The following is a 23,429-nucleotide window of genomic DNA, read 5'->3' as shown; positions in this document are numbered from 1 at the left end:
TAGAAACACCGTTCAAAAGGCGTTTAAAAGCCCCGCCACGCTACGCACCCTGCCAGATACAGGAGAAGACGCACCGCAACGGCTCAGCTTACGCCACAGCGCCCAAATAGAGGTCAAGCATGGCAACACTGTCCAAGAAGAAGAACCTGCACTCCAGGTGGAAGGAGCTGGTAACGAAAATCAGCTCTGACCGCCCCGTAGACCGGGATGAAAACGAGTACACGAAACGCATCCGCATCCAGCGTGCGCAGGCGGATTATGATTTCTTCGTCACCTACTACTTCCCGCACTACACCCAGAACAAGCTGGGTGAGGTGACCCACTGCGCACCGTTCCACATCGATGGAGCCAACACCGTGCGCAACACGCCCAACTATAAGGGCATCTGGGAAATCTTCCGTGGTGGTGCCAAGTCCACCCACGTTGACATTTTCTTGCCCCTGTGGCTGAAGATTCAGGAGCCCCGGCAAATCAATGTGATGATGCTGGTGGGCAAGAATCACAAAACCGCCGTGCGCTTGCTCCAGGACATCCAGGCTGAGCTGGCAGCGAACCCGCGCTACATCCATGACTTTGGTGAGCAGGTGAAGCTGGGCAGCTGGGAACAGGGTGAATTCGTCACGAACGATGGCTGCGCATTCGTAGCGCTGGGCATGGGTGAGCCGCCCCGTGGCACACGCTTCGGGGCCAACCGCCCCGATTACATCGCCTGTGATGACCTGGATGATGACAAGCTGAAGAAGAACCCCGCCCGCATCCGCGAAGCGGTGGACTGGCTGTATCGGGCCGTGATACCCACAATGGACATCGGCATAGCCCGCTTCATCCTAGTGAACAACCGCATCACCAAAACCGGCATTCTGTCCACGGTGGTTGCCGAGCGGCCCGAGTGGCACCACCTGCTGGTAAACGCCCTGGATGAAAACGGCAAGCCCACCTGGGGCAAGTACACGGAAGCGTATTTCGACCAGCTGAAGAAGGATGTGGGCTGGAAAGCCTTCCAGACGGAGTACATGAATGACCCGCAGGAAGATGCCGGGGTCTTCACTCGGGAAGCCATCCAGTGGAAGAAGATGCCCAACGACTGGACGCAGTTCGATGCCATCGTGATGTATGGTGATATGTCTTACAGCACCAGCAAGAAATCCGACTACACGGCCATCAAATGCTGGGCTAAGAAGGGCGTGACGCTGAACAAGCTGAAGGCGTACCTGCGGCAAACGGAAACACCCGCGCAGGCCATAGACTGGTGGTTCCGCTTCTATCTGAGCTTGCCCAAAGCGGTTCAGCTCAAAATGCGGTGCTACGTGGAAGCCAACGCCACCCAGCGCATTCTGCTAAAGCCCATCATCGATGCCGCAGCGAAGCGCTACGGGGTCACCAACTTCATCAAGTTCGACCTGGAGCGCAAGGGTGACAAAGCTGACCGCATTGGCTCCATGACTACGCAGTACCACAACGGGGATGTTTTCTATGACATCAGCCAGCTGGAAGACCCCGATATGATTGCCAGCGTCGAACAGCTGACCGGCTGGGAAGAAGGTGCCCGCTACGATGACGGGCCGGATGCTGACCAGTCGGCACATGCTAAGCTGGTCATCATCGGCAGGCTCAGCGGCCGGGGCGCAGCACGCACGGGCGCATTCGTCAAAAACAATTCACGAGGCTTTTAAACATGGCTTTCCTAACCGATGAAGACTACCTGGCACAGATTGACCAGGACGATTTACGCGACCTGACCGAAGCAGACAGCACCATCCGTGAGCTGGCTGAGCGCAATGCCCTATCCGAAGTGGCGGGCTACCTGCGGGGCCGCTTCGACATGGAAGCGGCCTATGCTCAGCAGGGCGAAGACCGGAATGGCCAGCTGGTGATGACGGTGGTGGATGTCACGCTCTGGCACCTGATGCCACGGGTGACCTTCCGCAACGTGGCTGAGGTGCGGGAAACCCGCTACAAAGCCGCCCTGGCCTGGCTGAAGCAGGTGGAAAGCGGCCGTGGCAATCCAGACTTACCCCGCTACGGCACCACTGACGCGCCTGGCCAGGCGCACCGGCTTTTCCGCTACGGAAGCCAGCAAGCACGCTCACACGAATTTTAAGCCTGACCCATGTTAGAATCCTTCAAAGCCATTTTCAGCCGCTGGGATGGCATCAGCCTGGCCAGGAAGCCAGCCGCGGCACCTGTGAACAGCCCGGCTTCGGGCAAGAAGCCAAAGCGTGCGCCCCGCCTGACTGAACAGCTGGAGAGAGCCACCCAGCGCGTCAAATCCCAGGCGGAAATGGAAGCCTGGAAACGGGCCGAAGACCGCGCCCTGAACCCCATCCGGCCGCGCCGTGACCAGCTCATGGCCATCTACCAGCAAATCACCAAAGACAACTACCTGACCGGGCAGATAGCTACCCTGAAGAACAAGGTGCTGTCTGAAGGCTTTGCCGTGGTGGATGACAAGGGCAAGGAAAACCATGAGCTACTGAAGCTCTTTCAGCGGCCGTGGTTCTTTGAATTCCTGAGCCGCGTGCTGGACACGGACTTCTATGGTCACACGCTCATCAATTTCGACTACCCGAACGAGGTAGGCGAATTTGAACGATTTGACATCATCCCACGCGGGCAGGTGGTACCCGAAATGGGCCAGGTGCTACTGCGGCCCACCGATGACGTAGGCATCCCGTTCCGTGACTTTGATGCCGACTACACGAAGCTGCTGCTGGAAGTCCGGCTGAAGGACGAAGAAGGCCGTGATGCGCTGGGCATCCTGAACAAAGCCGCGCCTGAAATCATCTGGAAGCGTTACAGCCGCATCGACTGGAGCCGCCGTTCGGAGAAGTTTGGTATGCCGCTCATCACGCTCAAGTCTGACGCCACCGATGACAGCGAGATTTCCAACAAGGAACAGGCGCTGGCGAACATGGGCGCGAATGGTTGGATGATTGTCGATACCAGCGAAACCCTGGAGATTAAGGAATCCAGCAGCAACCAGGATGGCAGCATCTACAAGGCACTTACCGATGCCTGCAATGATGAAATAGCCTACCTGATTTCGGGCCAAACAGCCACCAGCCAAGAAACCGGCAGCCGTGCGGGTGGCGAAGTTCACGAACGGGTACAGGAGCACTACATCCAGGCACGGATGCGCTTCGTGTTCTTCTTCGTGAACTATGAGCTGTTCCCGTTCCTGAAGCAGTGGGGGTACCAGCTGGAAGGCTATGAATGGAAGTGGCGGAAGTGGATTGATGAAGACCAGGCCCGCCTGAACCCGCCCAAGCCACCGAAGCCCGAGCCCACGGATGACCCCGAAAAGGATACGCCCGCACCGCCGAACGCCCGAGGGCCAAAGGGCAAAGCCAAGCTGGCCACGCCAAATTTTCCTGAGCCCACGGCGCAGCCCAGCGCCGTGGGCACCGACCAGATAACCCTGGCCAGCGGCGAATCCAAGCTGAAGCAGCTGTTTGATGCGGTGCTCCGCAAGCTCCACACCGACCAGCCCAAACTGCGGAAGATGCTGCGAAGCCCAGAGTGGCGGGCCATGTACCAGGAAACAGCCAGCCAGCTCAGCCAGGGCGTACAGGAAGGCTACGGCATGAAGCTGCCTGAGCTGGAGTTCGGCAAGCCCGATGCCGTGCTACTCGGGAAGCTCACCCAGCACCTGTATGTGTTCTCAGCCAACAAAAGCTACCAGCTGCTGGTGGACTTGAATGGGCTGCTGGTGAAGGCTGGCCAGGTGCGGCCCTACGGAGATTTTGAGCGGGAAGCGCTTCAGCTCCATCAGGACTATAACGTGAGCTGGCTGCGCACGGAGTATGACACGGCCGTAGCTACTGGCCAGATGGCTGCCAAGTGGCTTACTTTCCAGGATGATGCTGACAAATACTTCCTGAAGTACAGCACCGTGGGTGATGACCGCGTGCGGCCTACCCATGCAGAGCTACATGGTGTGCTGCGGCCCGTCGATGACCCGTTCTGGAATACCCACTACCCGCCGCTGGGCTGGAAGTGCCGCTGCAACGTGGTGCGCGTGCCACGGGCCGGGCGCACGGCCACGGCGCAGGAAGACCTGGATAAGCTGAGCGTGAAGCCGCCTGAGTTTGGCCACAACGCGGGGAAGACCGGCGTGGTGTTTCCCGAGTCGCACCAATACTACGATGTGCCCGAGGGCGTGAAGCCGCTGCTGCGGCGCATGGCCGATGAAGACGCACCGCAGCCCAAACGCAAAGCCCGTGAGTGATTTTGTGACCGACCTGAAGATTATGGCAGGCAAGCTGAACGGCCTGGTCAAGTCTTTACCAGGGCAGGCGGGGGCGCTTGCCCTGGAGTCGATTGATGACAACTTCCGTGGCCAGGGCTTCTTCGGGGAGCCCTGGCCACTGCGGGCTGATGGCACGGGCGGCAAAAGCAGCGGGCCGAAGCGCGGCGCGGGCGGGAAGTTTGTGAAGGGTGACGGTGGTGGCCGTGGCCTGCTGGTGCTTTCAGGTCGGCTGCGGCGCAGCTTCACGCTATCTGGCAGCGGGCTCACCATTATCATCCAGACGGATGTGCCCTATGCCGAGGCGCACAACGAAGGTGGCGTGGTAAAGCAAGACGTGGCCATCACTCCGAAGATGCGGAAGTTCTTCTGGGCTATGTACCGCGAGACGCAGGATGAACAATGGAAGGGCATGGCCTTGACGAAGAAGGCTACGCTTCAGCGCACGTTCACTATGCCCAAACGCCAATTCATGGGGGAACACCCAGAGCTAGATAAACGCATCAGTTCCTTGCTGGAACAAGAACTTAGTACAATATTTGGACAATAGAATTTTTTCCCTCCCCTTAATGGCCCGCGATACCGCTCTTTTGACAGCGCGTAATAAGAAATTACGTGCTGACTATAATCGTCTGGTGGCTGAAGAATCCGTGGTGAAGTACAAGGGCGAACGTGTGCTGATTAAGCTCACCTATGCCCAAGTCCTGAAGATGCTCAGCGTAACCTATCACATCAGCCCGCGCACAATAGAAGGCGTTTTGGCTGCTACAGCCCCTAAAATGGCTGTTATCAATGCAAAAACCGCTGTGCAGACTGCACAGGAAATAGCTGCTGTATGAAGCCTGTTTTTGACACCATCAGTGAGCACCTGAAGACTGAAGTGCCGGCCATTAAAAAGCATGAGCGCTGGAACAACCAGCTGGCTGAAGAAGCCCGTGAGAACGTTAGGGTTTTTCCGTGTTCCTTTCTGGAACTACAGGGCGTAAAGACCACAACGGTTAGCAAGGGCATCCAGCACTGTGAAGGCATCCTGCGGATTCGGCACTGCACAAAGTCACTGCGCACGGCTGAGGTGGATGCCTATGACCTGGAAGCGGCCACCTACTTGGCACTTCAGAACTTCACAGGCGGGCCGTTGCTGGTTGGCCTGGAAAGGTCAGCCATCTACCCAGACCCGAACCATGACGCGGTGGAAATGGTCATCAGCGAGTACCGCATCAAGTATGCAGACCGCACCAGGTATGACCAGTTGTTCAGCCCACACAGCGCACAGGTAGAAACGAAAACGGCCACCCAATAAGGGTGGCCGTTTTGCTTTGGCGGGGCTGGGTTACTTGCGGGCTACGTCTAGCAATGCTCTGCGGGTTTCTTTTGAAGCATCGGTGGGATGAGCCTGCTTTTCGTAGGCAGCCACGCTGGCTAGTGCCAGCTCCAGCAGCTTCTTTGCTTCAGCTGGGTCGGTGGTGGCTTCCGCACGCAGGCCGTATGCCTGGGCTTTGTTGAGTAAGTAGCGCAGCTTGCCAGCTGCCACCAGAGCATCATAATCGCGCACAGCCAGCGCCAAGTAATCGGGCTTTGCCGATGACTCGGGCTTCACGGCATTGCGTGCTAGGCTATTGATGGCCGCATAGGCGTGTACCTGGATTGTAAGGGTGTCGGTTGGCGTTACTGCCAAGCATTTGGCGAAGCTGGCTTCCGCTTGCTCCCATCGGCCCTTGTGTTCAGCATCCTCCCCAGCTCGCCAATCCCGCTCGTATGCCTCAGAAGGCCAAGTTTGAGCGGATGCCGAGGCAGTGAACAGGCACATTAGCACCCCAAATAGCAGTCTTTTCATGTCGTTTACCGTCCGTTATAGGCTCCAAATGTGCCAAAAATCCATCTATAATCAGTCCTTTTCTACCCACCCACGGCTGGCGTCATACACCCAGCCGTTATCCCGAAGGTGCTTTCTGTAGGCCGTTAAGGCTTCACCAGTCAGCGAATTGTAGAAGGCTTTGTCATACCCGCTTGGGAAACGAGTCTTGGGGTCACGGCCGTTTTTGAGCTGGTCACGGGTGATGTTGATGCGGTTGATGTAGTTCCTGATGCTGAAGTCCTGGAGCGGGCTTTCAAAAAAAGTCTTCAGCAGCTCTTTCGACACAGGCACCGTGCGGATGTTGCTGCGTTCGTTCTGGGTGGCGTGGTAGGTGACTTGCCGATACTCTTTATAGGCAAGGCAGAACAGCACAATCTTATCCTTCGCGGTGCGCTCGGGCATGGGCTGTATTACCATCTTCCCCAGCTGGGCTTTCTCCAGCTCTGCTTCCACCACCGGCAGCGCGGCCAGCAGATAGGCCCGCTGGGTGGTGCTCAGCTGGGCATCAGCCAGGTCTAAGGCTTGCAACGCCCCCAGCTTGTAGCATACATAAATGGCACCACCGGGGAAGGCGGGTGAGGTGAGTTTGTAAACGCTAGTCTTCATTCTGAAACCCTTTTATCTGTGCTTCACGGAAGTCATCATCTTCCTTTTGTACCGTCTCCAGGTCTAGCCCTTGCCGCTTCAGCTCCGCATCGATGATGGCCATGAATTCGGCGTGGTGTCTCCAGACGCGGCGTGTGATGCGCAGGTGGCGTGTCTCCATGCCCCGCACGAACTCAGCCAGCTCTGCTTTCTCCAGCTCTGTCAGATGTTGTGGCATATTCATTTGCTCAGCTCAGTCAGGTATTTGGTGTAAACGATTTTGAACTGTGACACCAGCTTCGTCAGCTCATCATAGGTGTACTGGTTCAGGTCTTTCTTCCCGAAGCCACGCGCCTGGCACCATTCATTCACCCGCTTCATATCGACGCGGCCACCATCCAGCTCCCAGCGCATTTCATGGGCAAGGGATAGAATCTTGTTCCGCATCTTATCGGCCCGCATGGCACGTTCCTGGCTGGCTTCGGGGTTGGCTGCGCAGTCTTCCAGGTGCTTTATCAGCCGCATGGCTTCCTGGGTCAGCAGCTGCTTACTGCTGGTGGCACCGATGCCACTGAATTCCCGCACTAGGGCTTCCTTTTCATCCTTCAGCCCGAGCTGGTTAATGAGCTGGTGAAGGCGCTTGTTCTGTGGTAGGGTGATGTACTGCATGATGCTTAGATGGTAGTTTCACAGATGTTGTAATGGGAAATGCAGCCCGAGGGGCTAGCCTTATCCAGCAGCATTGCCTGAGCTGGATTTCCCTGGACATAAGCCACCACGCCGTAGATGTTGGCTGAGGTGAGGCGCTGACCCTTTCGGTTCACATAGCACTGAGTATCGTGCGCATCAGGCACCTTCTTGGCATCGAAGAATGTGCCCCAAACACCATCTGCGTTTTCCAGCTCAGCTATGTCATCAATGCGCCACGGGTCGTTCTCAGCTATATGCCCCACTTCGCTCAGGCGCGAATTCATACAGGGGTAGCAGCCCACGCGGCGGGCACCCCGATAGTACAGGGGATTCAGCTTGAAACCTTGTTCTAGGCAGTAGCTGATGACTTCTTCCGCAGTCCAGTAAATAACCGGCCGCACCAGGTCAGCACTGTATTTTTCACACCAGGCCAGGACTTCTTTGCGCCGGTAGGAGTCATATTGAGGCCGCAGCGTAGCCGCGTTTTTAGCTTGCAGCGCACGCAGCTCCGCATGAAGGTCTTGCGTGGTGAACATATCCAGCTGACCCGGCTTAGCGCCTACCAGCTGAGCGGAAAGTGCCTTAATCTGCTTATCAAACTTCCCGCGCATCCTGAGCGGCTGGAAGTAGAAACGGAAGTATTCATCATTGCGCTTCAGGTGACGGCGGGCAGCACTTTCATCAGCCCGCACACCCTGATAGATGACTACATCTTCCGTCTGCTGCAAAACCCAATCGATGCCAGGCTTTACTTTCAGTTCTTCTGTGCAGAAACGCGCCTTTTGACTAGGGAAACGCCCCTTTGCTACTACTACATCAGGCAGCCCACCAGGGTATTTTTCATTCCGCACCCGAATGATAGGCTGGCCAATCATGCTTTCGATGTAGTCCAGGTAAGTGTAGGTATCTGGGTGCTCCCATCCAGTATCACAGAATACCACTGTGTATTCAGGCTGGGTAGCCCGAACGGCTAGGAGGGTAGCCAGAGAATCTTTGCCCCCAGAAAACTTTACTACGTGCTTCATTTCGATGCTATTTGTGTGCCTGGCTCGGGAGTCGAACCCGAGCTGCGACCATCCAGGCACCAGCTAGATTTTCTCCAGCTGGTCTTTGTGTTGTAGTGACCGATGCGGCTCTATGCGCACCTGTCCGGTTGGCTGGCCTAGTCGGTCGCGTGTCGTTCTCCAGCGCTCCAGCCACACCCAGAAGAAGTCCGGCCATTCCTCATGCTCACAGTCCACTTCGCCTTTGTGCTCTTTGTAGCGCCCGCGTAGGACGCGCACCCGTTGCCCTTTCTCCATCCCTACTTCAGCTTGGGTGTCACGAAGAAGCTGTCTTCCTGGCCTACGCTGATGCCCAGCTTAGCCAGCTTCTTGCTCAGGTTCGGGAACATATCCCAGGCACCGATGACCTTCTTAGAATCGACTGATTCCACGATGGCCGCAGGCAGCTCTTTCTTCACCGTGGCCAGGTACTTTTCTTTGATGTCATCCGGCGCATCCAGCGGGAAGCTCACGGCCTTGTTCCCGAGCTTGAAGCCGATGGTGCCGCAGGCCAGGGCCATAGTCTTCTTGCCGTTGAAGTCAGCCTGGTTGGCTTCAGCGTAGCCAAACAGCTGCATTTTCAGCTCAGACATTTCGGCATCCAGCGGGGCCACGGCCGCTTTGTAAGCATCCGTTACTTCCTGCTTCTGGCTGTACAGCACCGTGTAGCGGGCCATACGGTCTTCAGCCAGCTGCTTCGGGCTCTTTTGCGGCTCCGCTGAGCGCACTTTACGGGCGGTTTTAGGTGCAATTGCGTTCATTTTAAGAAGGGTTTAAAGGGTTTTGGAAAGGGTAAGTGTGCCCCTGGCTCGGGAGTCGAACCCGAGCTGCGACCATCCAGGAGGTTAGGCGGCGCGGCCTAGCTTATTCACTGATTCAATCACCACGGCATCCAGCAGCAGATTCAGCTTAGCTGGGTTGTGGGTCTGCATGTAGAAGACCGCGAATTCAGCGGGCTCGTGGAAGAACATGGTGGCATGTTCACCCGCCTTATAGGTCAGCACAGCCGTAGCCAGCACCTTCAGGCGGCGGCTCATGTCCTGGTCACGGGCAGCCCATTTGTTATTCCACCAGGCCCAAAAGAGCTTGCTGCTGGCCAGCTGGCTTTCCAGGGCGGTGCCCCCATACATGCGCTCCAGCCAAGCCAGGCCCACATCAATGCGCAGCTCCGTCTGCCATTGCTCCGAGCGGTCTAAGAAGTTCATTAGGCGGCGTGCTACCAGAGCATCATCATGCCGCACAGCGGTTGCGTGTCCCATTAGCTGGAAGTCAGTAATTGATGGAGTTGCTGAAACAGGGTATGAGCGGCCGGCCGGTACTGGATAAGCGGGTCACACCAGAGGATAATGAGGATGCCGAAGGCTTCACTTTCGAGCAACTGGAAGCGGTTTTCGGCCACTGGAGTCAGCAGGAAGCAGCGGCGCACCAGGAGTTCCTGAGCCAGCTTGCGGCTGGTGGCTGACACCACTGCGGCCAAATCATCCAAGCCATCGGGGGCGGGCTCCGTAGCCACTTCTTTCAGCAGCTCTACCACCTGACTCTGTGCCATCTGGTGAAGGCTGAAGCGCACGCGGCCATTCGGCGTGCGCTTCACCATGTAGCTGCGTAGCATTGCTTGCTTGCCCATCACTAAACCAGGGTTAGCTGGTCACCTGCCTGCGGCTCCTTTTCCTTCTGGAGCTTCTTGGAAGGGAACAGGCGGTAAGGCTGGGTGGGGCCGAAGCGGCTGCTGGCCACCACCAGCCCATCACTCACCACACACTTCACATCCACCATGTATTTGATGGCCTTGGCGTGCTCACCCTTGGGCTCCTTGCCAGCGCTCCAGCTGATGATGATGATGTTCTTTTTGGGGAACAGGTTCACCAAATGCTGGTACTGCGCTTTGGTCAGGCTCATGTACTGGAGCGAGTCAATGACCAGCGTGGTAGCGCTGCGCTTCTTGCTCAGCTTCTCCACCATTTCATCAAACGTGTCGCGGTCACCCAGCATGAAGCTTCCTTTGGGGCATTCATCGATGCGGGCACGCTTCAGGGCATCCTGGATAGACTTGCCTTCTCCTTCCTCAGAGCTGTTGTAGTAGGTCTTACCGAACATGGTAAGCATCTTGGCCAGCTGCATGGTAAAGGTGGTTTTACCACCGCCCGACTCACCATAAATCAGCATTCGAAAACCCCGCTCGGGCAGGCCGATGATGTCCACCCATTCACCGGGCACATCCAGGGTTTCATACTTGTTTTTGAGCACTTCATGTGCGCTGATGGACTTACCCATTTGACTGGAGCTGTTTGCTTTTTCGTTGACAGGTTTTGCAGTTATTCACGCTGGCAGGGAAGCGGGGCCGCAGCTCATCACCTACCCATTGTGGGGCCACCAGAGTCCCGCAGAGGCTGCTGAACAGCTTGCCATCGGTGGTGATGAAGTAGTGCCGCTTAGGAGCCCGATGGAGCCAGAACCAGCCTCTGGCTTCTACCTGGGCATCCATCAGGCCGCTGCTTGTAGGGCTTCCTGGTCTGCCTTGCGCTTCTGGAGCGTGGAAAACAGGGTGCCGTAGTTGGTGCAATGGGCTACCAGCGTGCTTACATCGCGCTTGCTGGTGATGCCGAAGGCGGCGCAGATTTCGGCGGCATCACCAGCGTCAATGCCGCTGCTGAGCAATACCGGCGCAGCTCCGAAGCGGCGCAGCACCTGCGGAAAGGATTCCACATTGTAGCTGGCACGCACTTTTAGCTTCTCCAGCAGGCCATTTGCACCCGTGATAACAATGGCAGCGCGGCCTTCCACGCGGTCATACAGGTCTTTGATGAAGCCGATGGCCAGGTTTTTCTTCACCATCGTTTCAGCCTCATCGATAACCAGCAGGGCATTCGGCTCACGGCAGAGCTTAGCGGCTACCTCAGCCAGCACCTGCATTTTGCTGCCCGTCTTGCCCACACCTACCACCTCAGCCATCGTGCGCACAAACTCATTTGCGGTCATGGCATTCGAGCACTTCAGCACGTAGGTAGCGGCGGGGTATTGGCGCTGGAATTCCGTGATGGCAAAGGTTTTCCCGGCCCCCGTGTCACCATCAATGATGGTGTACCCGGCCTTGCCCTTGGCCTGAGCCAGCGCATACATCACATCCAGGTAATTCTTCGTCTCGAACACTTCAGAAGTCAGGCCCAAGGCCAGCTGGATTTTGCGCCATACCTGGTCAGAAATCACCGAAGTCTTGCCACCGGCCACGGGCACAGCGTTCCAGTTTGAAGCCAGGATGTGCGACACGTAGGCGGGCGAAATGCCGCACATGGCAGCCAGCTTGTTCTGGCTCATGCCTTCGCTTTTGTGCTCGTCCAGGTAGGAGGTCAACGCACGGGCGATTTGTTGTTTCTGCTGTTCCAGCATAGTTTTGGGGAGTTGGAAGGTTTTTGAATGAGCCCGCCCCCGGTTGCACCCGTGGGCGGGTTTGCTTTTGTTACTCGTCAAATCGGATGTTTTTCAGCCAGGCGCTTTTGGCAGCGCGGTCAGCATCTACATCCGTGCTCAGTGCAGGCGTTTTGGGCTTGGGAAGCGCTTTGGGTGCTGCGGCCACGTCCTGAGCTGCCAGGAAGTCTTCTTCAGCTGCGGCTTCCACTTCCTTGCTGATGAAGCGGTGCCCGAGCTTCAGGATGTCTTCAGCATCCAGGCGCTCTGTGATGTCAGCTTGCTTGCCCACCACGCGGCTGGCCTGGTCTTTCTTCACCTTCAGGCGCACATCGATGGCCGCACGGCTGCCGGGCTGGTAGTCTGCCACGGCACGGGGCATGGCCTGCTTCGCGTGGGCAAACCCGATGAAGCGCTTATCATCACCCACGTACAAGGCCACCTTATCACCCACGTTCTCGGGGTCATACTTCACGCGGAAGACCTTGCCCACGAAGCGGCTGTGGAAGTCCAGGTCAGGCACCAGCTGCGTGATGCCAGGCACGTCACCTTCCACTTCATCCACCACTTCAAAGACGTGCTGGGTGCCGTTTTTCGTCAGGCGCAGGCCATCACGGCGGTACTGGATGGGCATTTCATTCCACACCCAGAACGCATCCACTTCATCTTCCGCAGTGAGGTACTGCGGCATGGGGTTTTCGCTGGCTTCGTAGCGCTGTTTGGGGCTTTTGCCATCCTTGCCAGGCGTGTTGTTCCAGGCATGTAGTTCCAGCTCTGCCTGGGCAATACACTCAGCCAGCGTGGGCAGGTCGGATACCTTCAGGCCATCCGTGTTTTCCTGGTTGTCCAGGCGGCGGGCTTTGATGTTCTGACCAGTGAAGTTCTTGTCAGCCCGCATTACGCCCATTTGCAGGCGCTTGAAGGCTCCTTCGATGGTTTTTGATTGGCCGTTGTAGGGCATTGCGGGGAAGTGCAGCCCAGCCAGATTCTTGAAAAACAGCTTATTCGAGCTGTCATTATCGTACAGGAACTGGTAGGGGCGCACGCCACCGCTGCGGCGCATGGCCAGGCGCACGGCCTTGGCTACTTCAGTGGCATCTTCTTTCTCTGCGAATGCCCAGCCGAGGAAGCATTCGGTGGCCACATCCATCACCACCAGCATCTTCAGCTTCGCGCTTACGCCCTTCGCGGTGCGGTAACGCTTGTTGACTTTGGTGCCATCGATGACCCACTGAATGTCACGCTGGCTGGGCTTATAGCACAGCATTGTGTACTCATAGCGGGCTTTCCAGGCATCAAATCCATGCCGGGCCATGTACCAAACCGGCTGCACATCACTGGCCAGCAGGTTGTTTTTCGTGGTGCCAGCCGTGATTTCCGGCCACATTTCCAGGCCAAACCCAGCACGGCGCACCGCAGCTTCGTTGTACCAGGCCGTTACTTGCTCAAATGATGGTTTGCGGCCATCAGAGTACAGTTTGATAAGGTACTCCAGCTGCTCATCCCCAATCTTGCGGGTGTTGGTGTTGCCGAATGCCTTGCTGATAAGGCAGGCCGCGCCTTGCTCTTTGTACTCGCGCACCTTCGCTGCCAGCTTGGAAGGGTTGGTGGGTAGCTTCACACCATCACCCTCAAAAAGCGACACACAGGCAGCCTGGAAGTCCGGCATGGCCTCAAATGCCTTGCTCACCTTCACACGCGCTTCTTTCTTCTTCCAGCGCGGGTCACTCAGCAGAGCCAGCCAGCGGCACGCCTGGCCATAGGCTTTGATTTTGTCTTCAGGCAGGCCGCTCAGCTGCTTGCTGATGACTTCGCCCGTGTTCAGGTCAGCACTTTCGCGCTCTATGCGGTAGTTCCGCAGGATTTCCAGGTCTTTTTTGGGCACTGGTGGCAGGAATTGCCGCAGCACGGCAGCCTGTTCACGCTTCAGGGCCCAGATGATAGGGTCTTGTCCTTCAGTAAGCGTCTTCACCTTATCCCGCATCTCAGATGCCAGGCTATGGTAGGCGTACAACTTGCGCCGTGAGTCGGTCGGGTCGTTCATCGACTCGATACCGCGCCACAGGGCACGCTGCTTGGAAAGATTGACTTTCACGGTGCCAGGCGTATAGCCCAGCGCCACGAAGTCATCGACTTCCAGGAATAATTGGTTGTCGATTAAGCGCACGGCTGCTGGCCTTTCACTGTGTTGGCACGCTGGAACTTCTGCTGAGCACGCTTGCGCTCATCCAGGAGCTTGCCATATGCCTTTAGCACCAGGTCATTCTTCCGAATGCCACCGGCCACTTTCCGCACCAGGCTAGCGCTAACCCCAACCCGATTAGCTATTTCCACGGCATCGGCACGCTTGCCCTCTGCCTGGATTCTGCTCATTATGTCAGTTGTGTTGCTCATATTTGTCCCGTGAAGTGAGACAAATGTTGTTCCTATTTGGAACAATAGCAAGCGTTACGACACATATTTTTTCCTAACAGGAACAGAATCGTTCAATTTCCATATCCATGCCTGCCACAACCATAAATGAGCGTCTAGCAGCAGTGCGGAAGGCGCTAGGGCATAGCCCGCAGGCATTTGCAGATTTGCTGGGCTTTTCCAGGGCTTACCTGGCCAATATGGAATCTGGCAGAAGGGAAGTGAGCCTGGAAGTGGTCATGTTCCTAACCGAAACACTGAACATTTCAGCCGACTACATCCTATCAGAGCGCGGCCCGATGTTCCATTTAGGAACGGCACAGCCACCCGCTACCACAGAATCTGCTAACCAATCTGCTAACCTATCCGCTAACCAAACGCATCCCAGCAAAACGAAAAGAACAAAAAACACCCAGCACACAGAAGATGATAAGGTGCGGGTGCTGGTGGTTACGCAGGACACCACTGATAACCTGGTGTCACCTGTTATCAACAGAAAGGCCGCAGCCAACTACCTCACAGGCTACCAGACACAGGAATACTTTGAGCACCTGGCCTACGCATCCCTTCCGCCGCTCTTAATGGGCACCAGAGGCAAGCAAACGGCCATCATGCCCATCGTAGGGGATAGCATGGAAGAGAAGTTCAGGGATGGGGATTACGTAGCCTGTGTGCGCCTGGAGCCGCACGAGTGGGACAGCATCCGTGACCTGGACTGCTACGTAATTGTCAGCCACACCTATGGCATCCAGTTTAAACGCATCAAAAACCGCCTTAAACAGCTAGGTTTCATCCGTTGCCGCTCCGATAACCGCCGTTATCCATCGTTTAACATCGAAGCAGAGGACATTATTGAGCTTTGGCGCTTTGTATTGCACCTGAGCGCAGACGCTTCAAACCCCAATGAGAACCTATACCAGAAGCTGGAGTGGGTAGAAGACACCACCAGTGACCTGCGTGATATGTATGAGGGGCTGCGTGCTGAGGTTGAAGCAATGCGCAAGGCGGTGGGCAGCTCCAGAGCGCTTTCAGTGGCAGGTAAAGACGCAGAAAACCCCGATTAAAGACCCGTTTTTGGGCCATTTAACCGGGGCTGGTGCAAGTTGGCGGGCTGTTTCGGGCCGTTCTCGGGCCACAGTCCAAGCCCAATCCAAGCGGGCTGCAAGGGTTTGTCCCTTTCGATTTTTCGCGAATTTTTCCGTTTAAAGCTCAAAAAGCCTGTTTTGGGGCCGTGAAGGGCTTTTTTCGCAAATTTTTCGCGAATATTTTCTTAGAGTCTTTTTGTCCTTTCTGTTCTACCCCCATCACTTGGTTTTGCCTGACGGCGGCCCCACCCGGGGCCGCCGTTTTTTTCGTGGTTCGCGGGGCAGGGGCGGCGCCCGGCCGGTGCGGAGGCGGGCTTTTTCGCATCTTTGGGCCGCCCATCCTCGCCCTTCTCCACCCAACCCGCCGGCGGCTTGGCAACCGACAACCCGTCAACCATCAACTGGCAACTGACAACCCGCAACTGAATGGACTGCACGCGCTGCATCACGCTCGAAAACAGCCGGGTACGCCTGCGGCCGCTCGAAGCCAGTGACTTCGAGGCCCTCAAGCAGATTGCCTTCGACCCGGAAATCTGGCGCTACACCCTCACGCCCGCGCCGCGCGACAACGTGGCCCTGGCCGCCTACCTGGCCCAGGCCCTGCAGGACCGGGAGGCGGGGCGGCGCTATCCCTTCGCCATCATCGACCTGGAAACCGGCCGGTTGGCGGGCAGCACCAGCTACGGCTCGTTTGCCCTGGCCGACCAGCGCCTGGAAATTGGCTGGACCTGGCTGGGCCGCGCGTTTCAGCGCACGGGCATTAACCGCGCCGCCAAGCATTTGCTGCTCAAGTATGCGTTCGGGGAGCTGGGCTGTGAGCGGGTGGAGCTGAAAACCGACGCGCGCAACCACGCCTCGCGCGAGGCCATGCGGCGCATGGGCGCGGTGGAGGAGGGGATTCTGCGCAGTCACTGCCTCACCCAGGGCGGGCGGCGCCGCGACTCGGTGTACTTCAGCGTGCTGCGGCCCGAGTGGGAAAAGCTGCGCCAGTCGGTGTTTCGCGAATTCGACTACCGTGGCTGAGCCGCCGCTGCGCCCGGGCCGGCCGTGGCAGCGCGAGCTGGCCAGCTTCGGCTTCGCCCTCAAGGGCATCCGCACGGCCCTCACCACCGAGCCCCACCTGCGCTTTCACGCCCTGGCCGCCGGACTGGTGGTGGCCGTGGGACTGGGCCTGCCCCTCACGCGCCACGACTGGGCCCTGCTGGCGCTGGCCATCGGGGCAGTGTGGACGGCCGAGCTGCTGAACACGGCCCTGGAAACGCTGGTCAACCTGGTGTCGCCGGAGTTTCACCCGCTGGCCGGGCGGGTGAAGGACGTGGCCGCCGGCGCGGTGCTCGTTACGGCCCTGGCCGCCGCCGCCGTGGGCCTGCTGGTGCTCGGCCCGCCGCTGTGGGCCTGGGCGCTGAGCTGGCTAAGCTAAACCCTGATTAGAACAAACTCCGCGAACGGGTAAGAAGGGGGTGAGCGGCAGCGGGCCAATGGGGCAAGCAGCCATTGCCAACGGGTTTGCGTATGCGGAAACGGGCTGTTTCGGCCGCGGCATACCGCCGCAAGCACGAGCTGCTCGTACATTTGCCGCCCTTTCACCGGAAGACCTATGCTTCGTGTAGCCTCCTTCGTCGCCGCCTTGCTGCTGACCGGCGCCTGCGCCCGCCACGTCGACCTGACCACGCCCACCGACACCTCGGAACCCCGGGCCACGGCCAACCCCTCGACCCCGGCCCCGACCACGACGCCCACCACCACGCCGGTGCCCGATCAGCCGCAGATGGCCTTCGACAAGCGCAACCGCCCGGCCTGGCTCGACGAGAAAATCAGCCAGCATATGGCCGCCCGGGTGCAGAATCCGCCCATCCGCGTGCTCAGCTACCAGTACAACGGGCAGACGGTGTACTACGAGTCGGCGCCCTGCTGCGACAACTTCAGCACCCTCTACGACGCCAAGGGCGTGGTGCTCTGCCGGCCCGACGGCGGCATCACCGGCCGCGGCGACGGCAACTGCGCCGACTTCGAGAAAAAACGCACCAACGAGCAGCTGGTCTGGCAGGACCCGCGCGAACGGTAAACCGGCGCGGTAGTCACGCCTTCGTTGGGTGATTTGCCCCCGTAGCAACCCGCCCGCCAACAATTGAGCCCCCTAGACCTTTAACATCCGCCGCTCCATTCATTCCCTTTCTTACCAGTTCGCTGGTTCATTACCTCACGACTGCAATGATCAACACGATTGAAAAGCTGGGAGCCTACAACCTGTGGGCCAACACCAAGCTGCTGGCCCACTTCGACGGCATCGTGGCCGCGGGCCACACCTTGCCCGAGCGCAGCCTGCGTTTGTTCAGCCACGTGCTCAATGCGCAGGCCATCTGGCTGGCCCGGCTCACCGCTACCGAAAGTCCCGTGAAGGTGTGGCAGGAGCACGACCTGGCCGGCCTGCACAAGCTGCACCTGCAAACCTCGCCCTCGCTGCACCACTACACCCAGGACGCCGACGAGCCGGAGCTGCACCGCCTGATCGGCTACACCAACTCGCTGGGCGCAGCCTACCACAGCCAGGTGTCCGACATTCTGACCCACGCCTGTGTGCACGCCAACTACCACCGCGCCCAGGTGGCCACCGAGCTGCGCCAGCATGGCCTGGAGCCCATCAATACCGACTTCATCACCTACTGCCGCGAGCTGTCGGAAGCCGCGGCGCAGTCGGTGCCCAGTCTGTAGGCCGCCGACCACGGCCGGCTGTCAAAACCCTTCCGGGCCCGGAGGGGTTTTTTATGCGCTGACTTTTCCACCTGACGCTCGTTTCCCTATGTCCGCCGCCACCGCCGCCCCGGTTCTCTCGCCCGCCCGCCTGCAAGCCGCCCACACCTACGCCAGCTACCGCCGCCTCATCGACGAGCTGCTGGCCCAGGGCCTCACCACCGGGCCCCAGCAGTCGGTGGAGCTGACCGCCTACGCCCGCCTCAACGAGCAGCGCATGTCGCGCCTCGACAAAACCACCACCGTGCTGCCCGAGCTGCAGGCCGCGCTGGCGCAGCTTGGCCAGCGCTACGTGTGGCTGGTGCTCACCGAGGGCTGGTGCGGCGATGCGGCCCAGATTGTGCCCGTGCTCGAACAGGTAGCCCAGGCCAGTCAGGGCCGCCTCGAAACCCGCTACCTGCTGCGCGACGACAACCTGGATTTGATGGACCGCTACCTGACCGGCACCAGCCGCTCGATTCCCAAGCTGGTGGTACTGCGCGCCGACGACCTGACCGAAGTGGCGCACTGGGGGCCGCGACCGGCCGCGGCCCAGGAGCTGCTGCTGCGCCTGAAGGCCGAAGGTGCCAGCCACGAGGTCTACGCCGAGCAGGTGCACGCCTGGTACGCCAAAGACCGCACGCGCTCGACCCAGCAGGAGCTGCTGGCCCTGGTGCAGCAGCTCGGCTAGTGGCGAATTAATTCAGAGAGATGACCAGCCCATTTTGCACGCTCCGACAGGCTTAGCATGACGGGCAATGGAAGTCTTCAATCAGGCAAAAAGCCCCCCAACCGCGCGGTTGAGGGGCTTTTTGCCTGATTGAACCAGTTGCTTAGTTCAGCGACAGGGTGGTAACCGTCGTTACGCTGTTGTTGGTCACGGTTACGCCGGTTTTCTCGGTTACCCGGTAGGCTGGCTGGCTGGCCGGGGCCGGGGTGGTGGCAAAGGCCTTCACGGTGTAAGTGCCCGCGGGCAAACCCATCAGTTGGTAGGCGCCGGTGGCGTCGGCGCGGGTGCTGAAGGTGTCGGCCGGCAGAATGGACGAGCGGATGGCCAGGATTTCGGGCAGGGCCGCGGCGGGCGTTACCGTGCCGCGCAGGCCGCCGTTGAGGGCCTGATCGACCACCCGAATGACGGGCTTGAGCAGGTAGCGCTCCTTTTTGTCGTTGCCGGGGCGCCAGTTGCCACGTTCCACAATGGAGCGGGCCACGTCGAAATCGAGCAGCAGCTGGAAGGTTTCCCGCTCGCGCAAGCTCACGCGGTCGAGTTTGAGCTTCACGCCCGAGGTCTGCCCACTGGGCGTTTTCAGGTCGTACCGCTGCCCGTCGCTGCCCACCACGTAGCTGTCGGGGCCCAGCACCAGGCGAATTTCCTTTAGGTCGCCGGGGCGGAAATCGGTGCTCACCAGCAGGGCCGAGCGGCCGTTCACGTACTCGAGCACGTTGATGGCCTGGGCCGTGAAGGGCAGCAGCTCCCAGCCGTCGGGGTTGCCTTCGTCGTTGAGGTGCACCTCGATCTGGCGCACGTCGAGCACCACGCTGCGGAAGTCGCCGGGGGCATCGGTCAGGCGCACCTCCAGCTTAGAGGTCTGCGCCGAATCTTTGTCTTCGCTGCAGCTGCCCAGGCCCAGCGCCAGCAGGGTCCCCAGGGAAAGGATGGCTAGTTTTTTCATCGGTGGAGGGGGGAAGGTAGTAAGCAGGGGGTTGTAACGAGCTGCCTACGAAACATCGTGCCACCAGGATTACAAAACCAAGAAAACCCCGCCAAAACCCAGCTATTTATTTGCCTATTCCAAGAAACCCCCATACCCGCCCGGCACCGCTGCCTGGTTCAGCCGATCATCCCAGTCGCCTGTTGAGCGCGGGTAGCTGCCCGACTCCCGCCCTAATCATAGCGGGCACCCGGGGCCGGCTCCAGCCCGTTGCGGCCTACTAGTGCGAAGGCGCGGGACTCTTGTAACGGATGTTGGAAAAAATTCCGGGTTTGCTACCAAACTTGTAACGGATGAAGATTTTTTTCTACAATCCGCTACAAATCTTGTAACGGATGTGCCATTTTAGCTGCGGTTCGTTACAACTGGCCGGATGCGGTACCAGCCCCCGGTTTAAACCACAACCGCCCTCCCCGGCCCGCGAGGGGCAGAGGAGGGCGGCGTGATTGGACCAAGCCCGCTTGCTTAGTTGCCGGTCTTGGCCGTATCGGCCGGGGCGGCAGGCGCAGCGGGCTTCTTGGGCTTGCCAAACAGGTTGCCCAGGCCCTGGGCGGCTTTCTGCTTGAGCTTGGCTTCGGCCTCGAGGCGCTTTTTCTCGATTTCCTGTTGGGCCTTGGCTTGCATTTCCTGCTGCCGGCGCTCCAGCTCGCGGCGGGCGCTGTCCTGGGCTACCTGGCTTTTGGCGGCCAGTTTCAGCTTGGCGTCGTCCACCTTGCTTTGCACCACGCTGGTCACCAAGCTTTTTGCCAGGTCCTTGGCCTGGCCCTTCACGCTGCCGGTGGTCAGGCTCACGCTGGGGTTGGCAATGGTGCCGCCGATTTTCAAACCCATGGTCACGCGCTCGGTGCCCTTGATGTCCTGCACCCCGGTAAGCTGGGTGAGCTTGGCATTGAGGGCGTTGCCCACCTTGCCGGTGGGCACGTCCAGCGCCATCACGTACTCCAGGTTGCCGCCGATGTTGGACGAGCCGCCCACAGTGCTTTTGATCTGGCCGATGGTGAAGTCGAAGGGCTTGACGATGAAGTTGCCGTTGAGCATTTCGGCGGCCACGTCCTTGTTGTTCACGGCAAAGCTCTTGAGCTCCTGCAGCTGGGTGAGCGAGCTGATTTTGGTGAGCACCGGCGAGGCGCCCACGGCCGCGCGCACAATCTCAAACAAGCCCTTGCCGGTGAGGGTGCTGTACACGGGCATCATGTCGGGGCCCATTTCGCCGCTCACGTTGAAGTTGGTGGAGAAGATGCCCTCCACCTGCCCGGCCAGCGGCACCAGCTTTTTCACCGAGTTGAAGGCGGCGAAGGCGTTCTGGAAGTCCAGGTTCTTGATGTTCAGCCCCAGCGCAAACTTGGGGTGCTGCAAATCGCGGCTGTTGTAGCTGCCGGTGGTGGCAAACTGCCCGCCCAGGGTGTTAAACGTGAGCCCGTTCAGGTCTACCGCCTGGTTTTTCACTGCCACGGTACCCTTCAGGTTGTCGAGCTTCAGGTTGTCGTACACCACCTGGTCCACGTCGGCGTTCAGCTTCAGGTCGAAGAACTTGGGAATTTCCAGCACGCCCTGGGCCCCCGTGGCCGCTGGCGCGGCCGAGCTGCCCTTGGCGGCCGTAGCGGTAGCCGAGGGCTGGCCGGTGGCTTCGTCCACCATCCACTCGTTCACGTTGAAGCGCCGCGAGCTGACGTTCACGTTGCCGCGCAGGCTCTGGCCGGGCGTAAACAGGTAGCCCATGTAGTTGGCGATGGTACCCGAGGCGGCAATGTCCGACGAGCCCACGAAGCCCTGCATGTTCTGCAGCACAATCTGGTCGTTGTTGAAGTTGGCCGTGGCCGAGGTCACCTTCAGGCCCTGGGGCAGGTCGGCGCTCTTGTAGGTCACGTTCTGGGCCTGCACCGTACCCGAGGCCACCACCTTCTGGTAGCGCTCGGCCTCGATGTCAGCCATGCTGCCCTTGGCGGCGATGTTGCCGTTGAGGCGGCCGGTCACCGTCATGCCCTCCAGCGGGAAAATCTTGGTGAGCTTGGTCAGATCCACCACGCCCTTGATGTTGGCGTCGAACACCGGCTTGTCGATGTTCTGGGCGGCCACGCGGCCCTCCAGCGGCTCGCCGTCGAGCAGCATGCGAAACTGGGGAATGTTGATGCGCGTGTCGTTCACCTGGCCCGTGGCGTTGGTCACGGTGCCGTTGAGCGTCAGGTTCTCGATGGGGGCCGGAAACTGCTTGCTTTTCACGTAGCCGTTGCTCAGGCGCAGGGCGGCCTGGGTTACCGGCATCTGGGTTTTGGAGTAGGTGCCCTTGGCCGTGGCGTCCACAAACAGCTGCCCGCGCAGCAGCAGATCCTGCACCGGGTACACCTTCATCATCTCGGCCAGGTCCACGTTGGCCTTCACGCGGCCGTCCACCTTCATTGGCTCCAGCCCGTCGATGGCCACGTTGCCGTCGATGGGGTTTTTGCCCAGGTCGAGGTGAAACTGCTTCACGTTCACCTTCACGTTGTTGGTGAAGCCCGAGGGGTTGTCCACCACCATGTCCACGTTGATGTTGCGGGCGGCCTGGGGCAGGCTGGGGTAGTGGAACATGCCGTCCTTGATTTGCAGGTTCAGGCCGTAGCCCGGCATCTGCACCTCGTTCTGCACGCCCTTGGCGTAGCCGCTGAAGGCAATCTTGCCGGCGGTTTCAATGTCCTTGAAATCCTTGGTAAACACGCCCGGCACCAAGCTCAGGATGTTCTTGAAGTCGGTTTCCAGGGCCTTGAAGGTCAAATCGTAGGTGATGTCGGTGGCGTTGGGCAGTCCGATCTGGCCCTGGAAGCTGAACGGAAAGTCGTTCAGGCGCACCTGGTTGTCCTTGAACGCGAACAGCATCTTGTCCAGGTCCATGCCCAGGGTCACGTCGGCGTTGAGCTGCTTGCGGTCGAGGTAGGTGGTGCCGTCGTAGCTCATGGTCAGCGCCTCGGCCGTGGTCTGCGACTTCATGTCGAACACGTTCTGAGCAAAGTCGCCCGAGCCGCTGTGGTTCACGCCGCGCAGCTCCATGGCAAACGGAATGCTCTGGTCCTGGTAGCGGATGCGGCCGTTGTCGACCTGCCAGCCCTTGATCGTGAGCCGGATGGCGCTGGTGTCCTTGCCCTGCTCGGCCAGGGCCGAGTCGGGAATGACGATGTCCCAGTTGGCCCGCCCGCTCTTGAGCACGTGGGCGTGGATGTCGGGCTGCTCGAGCCTGATGGAGTTGATCTGAATCTGCTCGCCGCGGATGACGCTCATCAGATCGAGCCCGATGCCGATGCGGGGCAGGTAGGCCAGGGTGTCGCGGGCAAACGAGTCCTGGCCGATGATGCGCAGCTGCTCCACGCTCAGGTCGAGGTCGGGGAAGGTGCGGAAGAGGCTCAAACCCACGTTTTCGGGCTGGTACTCCACCTTGGCCGAGAGCTTTTGGGCCAGCTGCTGGTCGAGGGCGGCCTTGATTTTGTCCTTGAACAGAATGGGGGCCAGGGCCACGGCGGCTACCAGCACCACGAGGAAAATCAGCAGGCCCAGAAAAAATTTTCGCATGGGATAAAAAGTTGAAGGCGAAGCACCAGCGGCATTCTAAGGGGTGGCCGGCAGGTGACGAAGCAAGCTAAACAGGGGCGAAGTTGCAATTTTAGTTCCGCCACCCCGCGCCGCGTACCAAACCCG

25 protein-coding genes are annotated in these 23,429 nt (G+C 59.2%); 12 read left to right on the top strand and 13 right to left on the bottom strand.

Going from position 1 to position 23,429, the window contains the following annotated elements:
• Positions 1-119 precede the first annotated feature (119 nt).
• The 6 genes from ACE191_RS13745 (at position 120) to ACE191_RS13720 (ending at position 5,546) form a co-directional block, all read left to right on the top strand.
• Positions 120-1,673, top strand: coding sequence for a hypothetical protein (locus ACE191_RS13745; RefSeq protein ID WP_400192805.1), 1,554 nt, complete (start codon positions 120-122; stop codon positions 1,671-1,673).
• 2 nt (positions 1,674-1,675) lie between these two features.
• On the top strand, positions 1,676-2,101 hold the full coding sequence (locus ACE191_RS13740) for a phage protein Gp36 family protein (protein ID WP_400192804.1): 426 nt from the start codon (positions 1,676-1,678) through the stop codon (positions 2,099-2,101).
• Between the two features lie 246 nt (positions 2,102-2,347).
• Positions 2,348-4,228: a DUF935 family protein gene (locus ACE191_RS13735; RefSeq protein ID WP_400192803.1), complete on the top strand. Its 1,881-nt coding sequence runs from the start codon at positions 2,348-2,350 to the stop codon at positions 4,226-4,228.
• Entirely contained in the window at positions 4,188-4,796 is a 609-nt protein-coding gene (locus ACE191_RS13730; protein ID WP_400192802.1) for a hypothetical protein, read from the top strand. The genes ACE191_RS13735 and ACE191_RS13730 overlap by 41 nt, the downstream gene beginning before the upstream one ends.
• A gap of 19 nt (positions 4,797-4,815) precedes the next feature.
• Positions 4,816-5,085, top strand: a complete 270-nt coding sequence (locus ACE191_RS13725; protein ID WP_400192801.1) for a hypothetical protein — start codon at positions 4,816-4,818, stop codon at positions 5,083-5,085.
• Positions 5,082-5,546, top strand: coding sequence for a hypothetical protein (locus tag ACE191_RS13720; RefSeq protein WP_400192800.1), 465 nt, complete (start codon positions 5,082-5,084; stop codon positions 5,544-5,546). The genes ACE191_RS13725 and ACE191_RS13720 overlap by 4 nt, the downstream gene beginning before the upstream one ends.
• A gap of 30 nt (positions 5,547-5,576) precedes the next feature.
• Here ACE191_RS13720 and ACE191_RS13715 read toward each other — a convergent pair whose 3' ends face one another.
• The 11 genes from ACE191_RS13715 to ACE191_RS13665 all read right to left on the bottom strand — a co-directional run bounded on the left by ACE191_RS13715 (position 5,577) and on the right by ACE191_RS13665 (position 13,991).
• Entirely contained in the window at positions 5,577-6,080 is a 504-nt protein-coding gene (locus ACE191_RS13715) for a hypothetical protein (protein WP_400192799.1), read from the bottom strand.
• 51 nt (positions 6,081-6,131) lie between these two features.
• Entirely contained in the window at positions 6,132-6,707 is a 576-nt protein-coding gene (locus ACE191_RS13710; RefSeq protein ID WP_400192798.1) for a hypothetical protein, read from the bottom strand.
• Positions 6,697-6,930, bottom strand: a complete 234-nt coding sequence (locus ACE191_RS13705) for a hypothetical protein (RefSeq protein WP_400192797.1) — start codon at positions 6,928-6,930, stop codon at positions 6,697-6,699. Before ACE191_RS13705 ends, ACE191_RS13710 begins: the two co-directional genes overlap by 11 nt.
• Positions 6,927-7,355, bottom strand: coding sequence for a hypothetical protein (locus ACE191_RS13700; RefSeq protein WP_400192796.1), 429 nt, complete (start codon positions 7,353-7,355; stop codon positions 6,927-6,929). The genes ACE191_RS13705 and ACE191_RS13700 overlap by 4 nt, the downstream gene beginning before the upstream one ends.
• A 5-nt stretch (positions 7,356-7,360) precedes the next feature.
• Complete coding sequence (locus ACE191_RS13695) at positions 7,361-8,401, bottom strand: phosphoadenosine phosphosulfate reductase family protein (protein WP_400192795.1); 1,041 nt, start codon at positions 8,399-8,401, stop codon at positions 7,361-7,363.
• A 278-nt stretch (positions 8,402-8,679) separates the two neighbouring features.
• A complete protein-coding gene (locus tag ACE191_RS13690; RefSeq protein ID WP_400192794.1) occupies positions 8,680-9,096 on the bottom strand; it encodes a host-nuclease inhibitor Gam family protein in 417 nt (138 codons plus the stop codon).
• 168 nt (positions 9,097-9,264) lie between these two features.
• Positions 9,265-9,624 carry a hypothetical protein gene (locus tag ACE191_RS13685; RefSeq protein ID WP_400192793.1) on the bottom strand — a complete coding sequence of 120 codons (360 nt, stop codon included), beginning with the start codon at positions 9,622-9,624 and terminating at the stop codon, positions 9,265-9,267.
• 53 nt (positions 9,625-9,677) lie between these two features.
• The gene (locus ACE191_RS13680) at positions 9,678-10,046 is read right to left on the bottom strand and encodes a hypothetical protein (RefSeq protein WP_400192792.1); all 369 of its coding nucleotides are present in this window, start codon (positions 10,044-10,046) and stop codon (positions 9,678-9,680) included.
• Between the two features lie 2 nt (positions 10,047-10,048).
• Positions 10,049-10,693: an AAA family ATPase gene (locus tag ACE191_RS13675; RefSeq protein ID WP_400192791.1), complete on the bottom strand. Its 645-nt coding sequence runs from the start codon at positions 10,691-10,693 to the stop codon at positions 10,049-10,051.
• A 210-nt stretch (positions 10,694-10,903) separates the two neighbouring features.
• Complete coding sequence (locus tag ACE191_RS13670; RefSeq protein ID WP_400192790.1) at positions 10,904-11,806, bottom strand: AAA family ATPase; 903 nt, start codon at positions 11,804-11,806, stop codon at positions 10,904-10,906.
• Between the two features lie 70 nt (positions 11,807-11,876).
• A complete protein-coding gene (locus tag ACE191_RS13665) occupies positions 11,877-13,991 on the bottom strand; it encodes a hypothetical protein (protein WP_400192789.1) in 2,115 nt (704 codons plus the stop codon).
• A gap of 334 nt (positions 13,992-14,325) precedes the next feature.
• Here ACE191_RS13665 and ACE191_RS13660 point away from each other — a divergent pair, with 334 nt between their 5' ends.
• The 6 genes from ACE191_RS13660 to ACE191_RS13635 all read left to right on the top strand — a co-directional run bounded on the left by ACE191_RS13660 (position 14,326) and on the right by ACE191_RS13635 (position 18,742).
• Positions 14,326-15,300 (top strand): XRE family transcriptional regulator, encoded by a 975-nt coding sequence (locus ACE191_RS13660; RefSeq protein WP_400192788.1) that lies wholly within the window; start codon positions 14,326-14,328, stop codon positions 15,298-15,300.
• Positions 15,301-15,747: 447 nt separating this feature from the next.
• Entirely contained in the window at positions 15,748-16,344 is a 597-nt protein-coding gene (locus tag ACE191_RS13655; RefSeq protein WP_400192787.1) for a GNAT family N-acetyltransferase, read from the top strand.
• Entirely contained in the window at positions 16,337-16,741 is a 405-nt protein-coding gene (locus tag ACE191_RS13650) for a diacylglycerol kinase family protein (RefSeq protein WP_400192786.1), read from the top strand. The genes ACE191_RS13655 and ACE191_RS13650 overlap by 8 nt, the downstream gene beginning before the upstream one ends.
• A 177-nt stretch (positions 16,742-16,918) precedes the next feature.
• Positions 16,919-17,386 carry a DUF6970 domain-containing protein gene (locus tag ACE191_RS13645; RefSeq protein WP_400192785.1) on the top strand — a complete coding sequence of 156 codons (468 nt, stop codon included), beginning with the start codon at positions 16,919-16,921 and terminating at the stop codon, positions 17,384-17,386.
• 146 nt (positions 17,387-17,532) lie between these two features.
• Positions 17,533-18,033 carry a DinB family protein gene (locus ACE191_RS13640; RefSeq protein ID WP_400192784.1) on the top strand — a complete coding sequence of 167 codons (501 nt, stop codon included), beginning with the start codon at positions 17,533-17,535 and terminating at the stop codon, positions 18,031-18,033.
• Between the two features lie 88 nt (positions 18,034-18,121).
• On the top strand, positions 18,122-18,742 hold the full coding sequence (locus ACE191_RS13635; protein ID WP_400192783.1) for a thioredoxin family protein: 621 nt from the start codon (positions 18,122-18,124) through the stop codon (positions 18,740-18,742).
• Between the two features lie 142 nt (positions 18,743-18,884).
• On the opposite strand, the gene ACE191_RS13630 is transcribed toward ACE191_RS13635, so the two are convergent.
• Both ACE191_RS13630 and ACE191_RS13625 read right to left on the bottom strand, forming a co-directional pair.
• Complete coding sequence (locus ACE191_RS13630) at positions 18,885-19,724, bottom strand: DUF4382 domain-containing protein (protein ID WP_400192782.1); 840 nt, start codon at positions 19,722-19,724, stop codon at positions 18,885-18,887.
• Between the two features lie 504 nt (positions 19,725-20,228).
• Positions 20,229-23,303 carry an AsmA family protein gene (locus tag ACE191_RS13625; RefSeq protein WP_400192781.1) on the bottom strand — a complete coding sequence of 1,025 codons (3,075 nt, stop codon included), beginning with the start codon at positions 23,301-23,303 and terminating at the stop codon, positions 20,229-20,231.
• Between the last annotated feature and the right edge of the window lie 126 nt (positions 23,304-23,429).

The organism is Hymenobacter sp. B81 (assembly GCF_044628455.1).
Classification (GTDB): Bacteria; Bacteroidota; Bacteroidia; order Cytophagales; family Hymenobacteraceae; genus Solirubrum.
The sequence above is the reverse complement of the archived record's forward strand: the minus strand, read 5'-3'. Positions and strand labels throughout refer to the sequence as shown.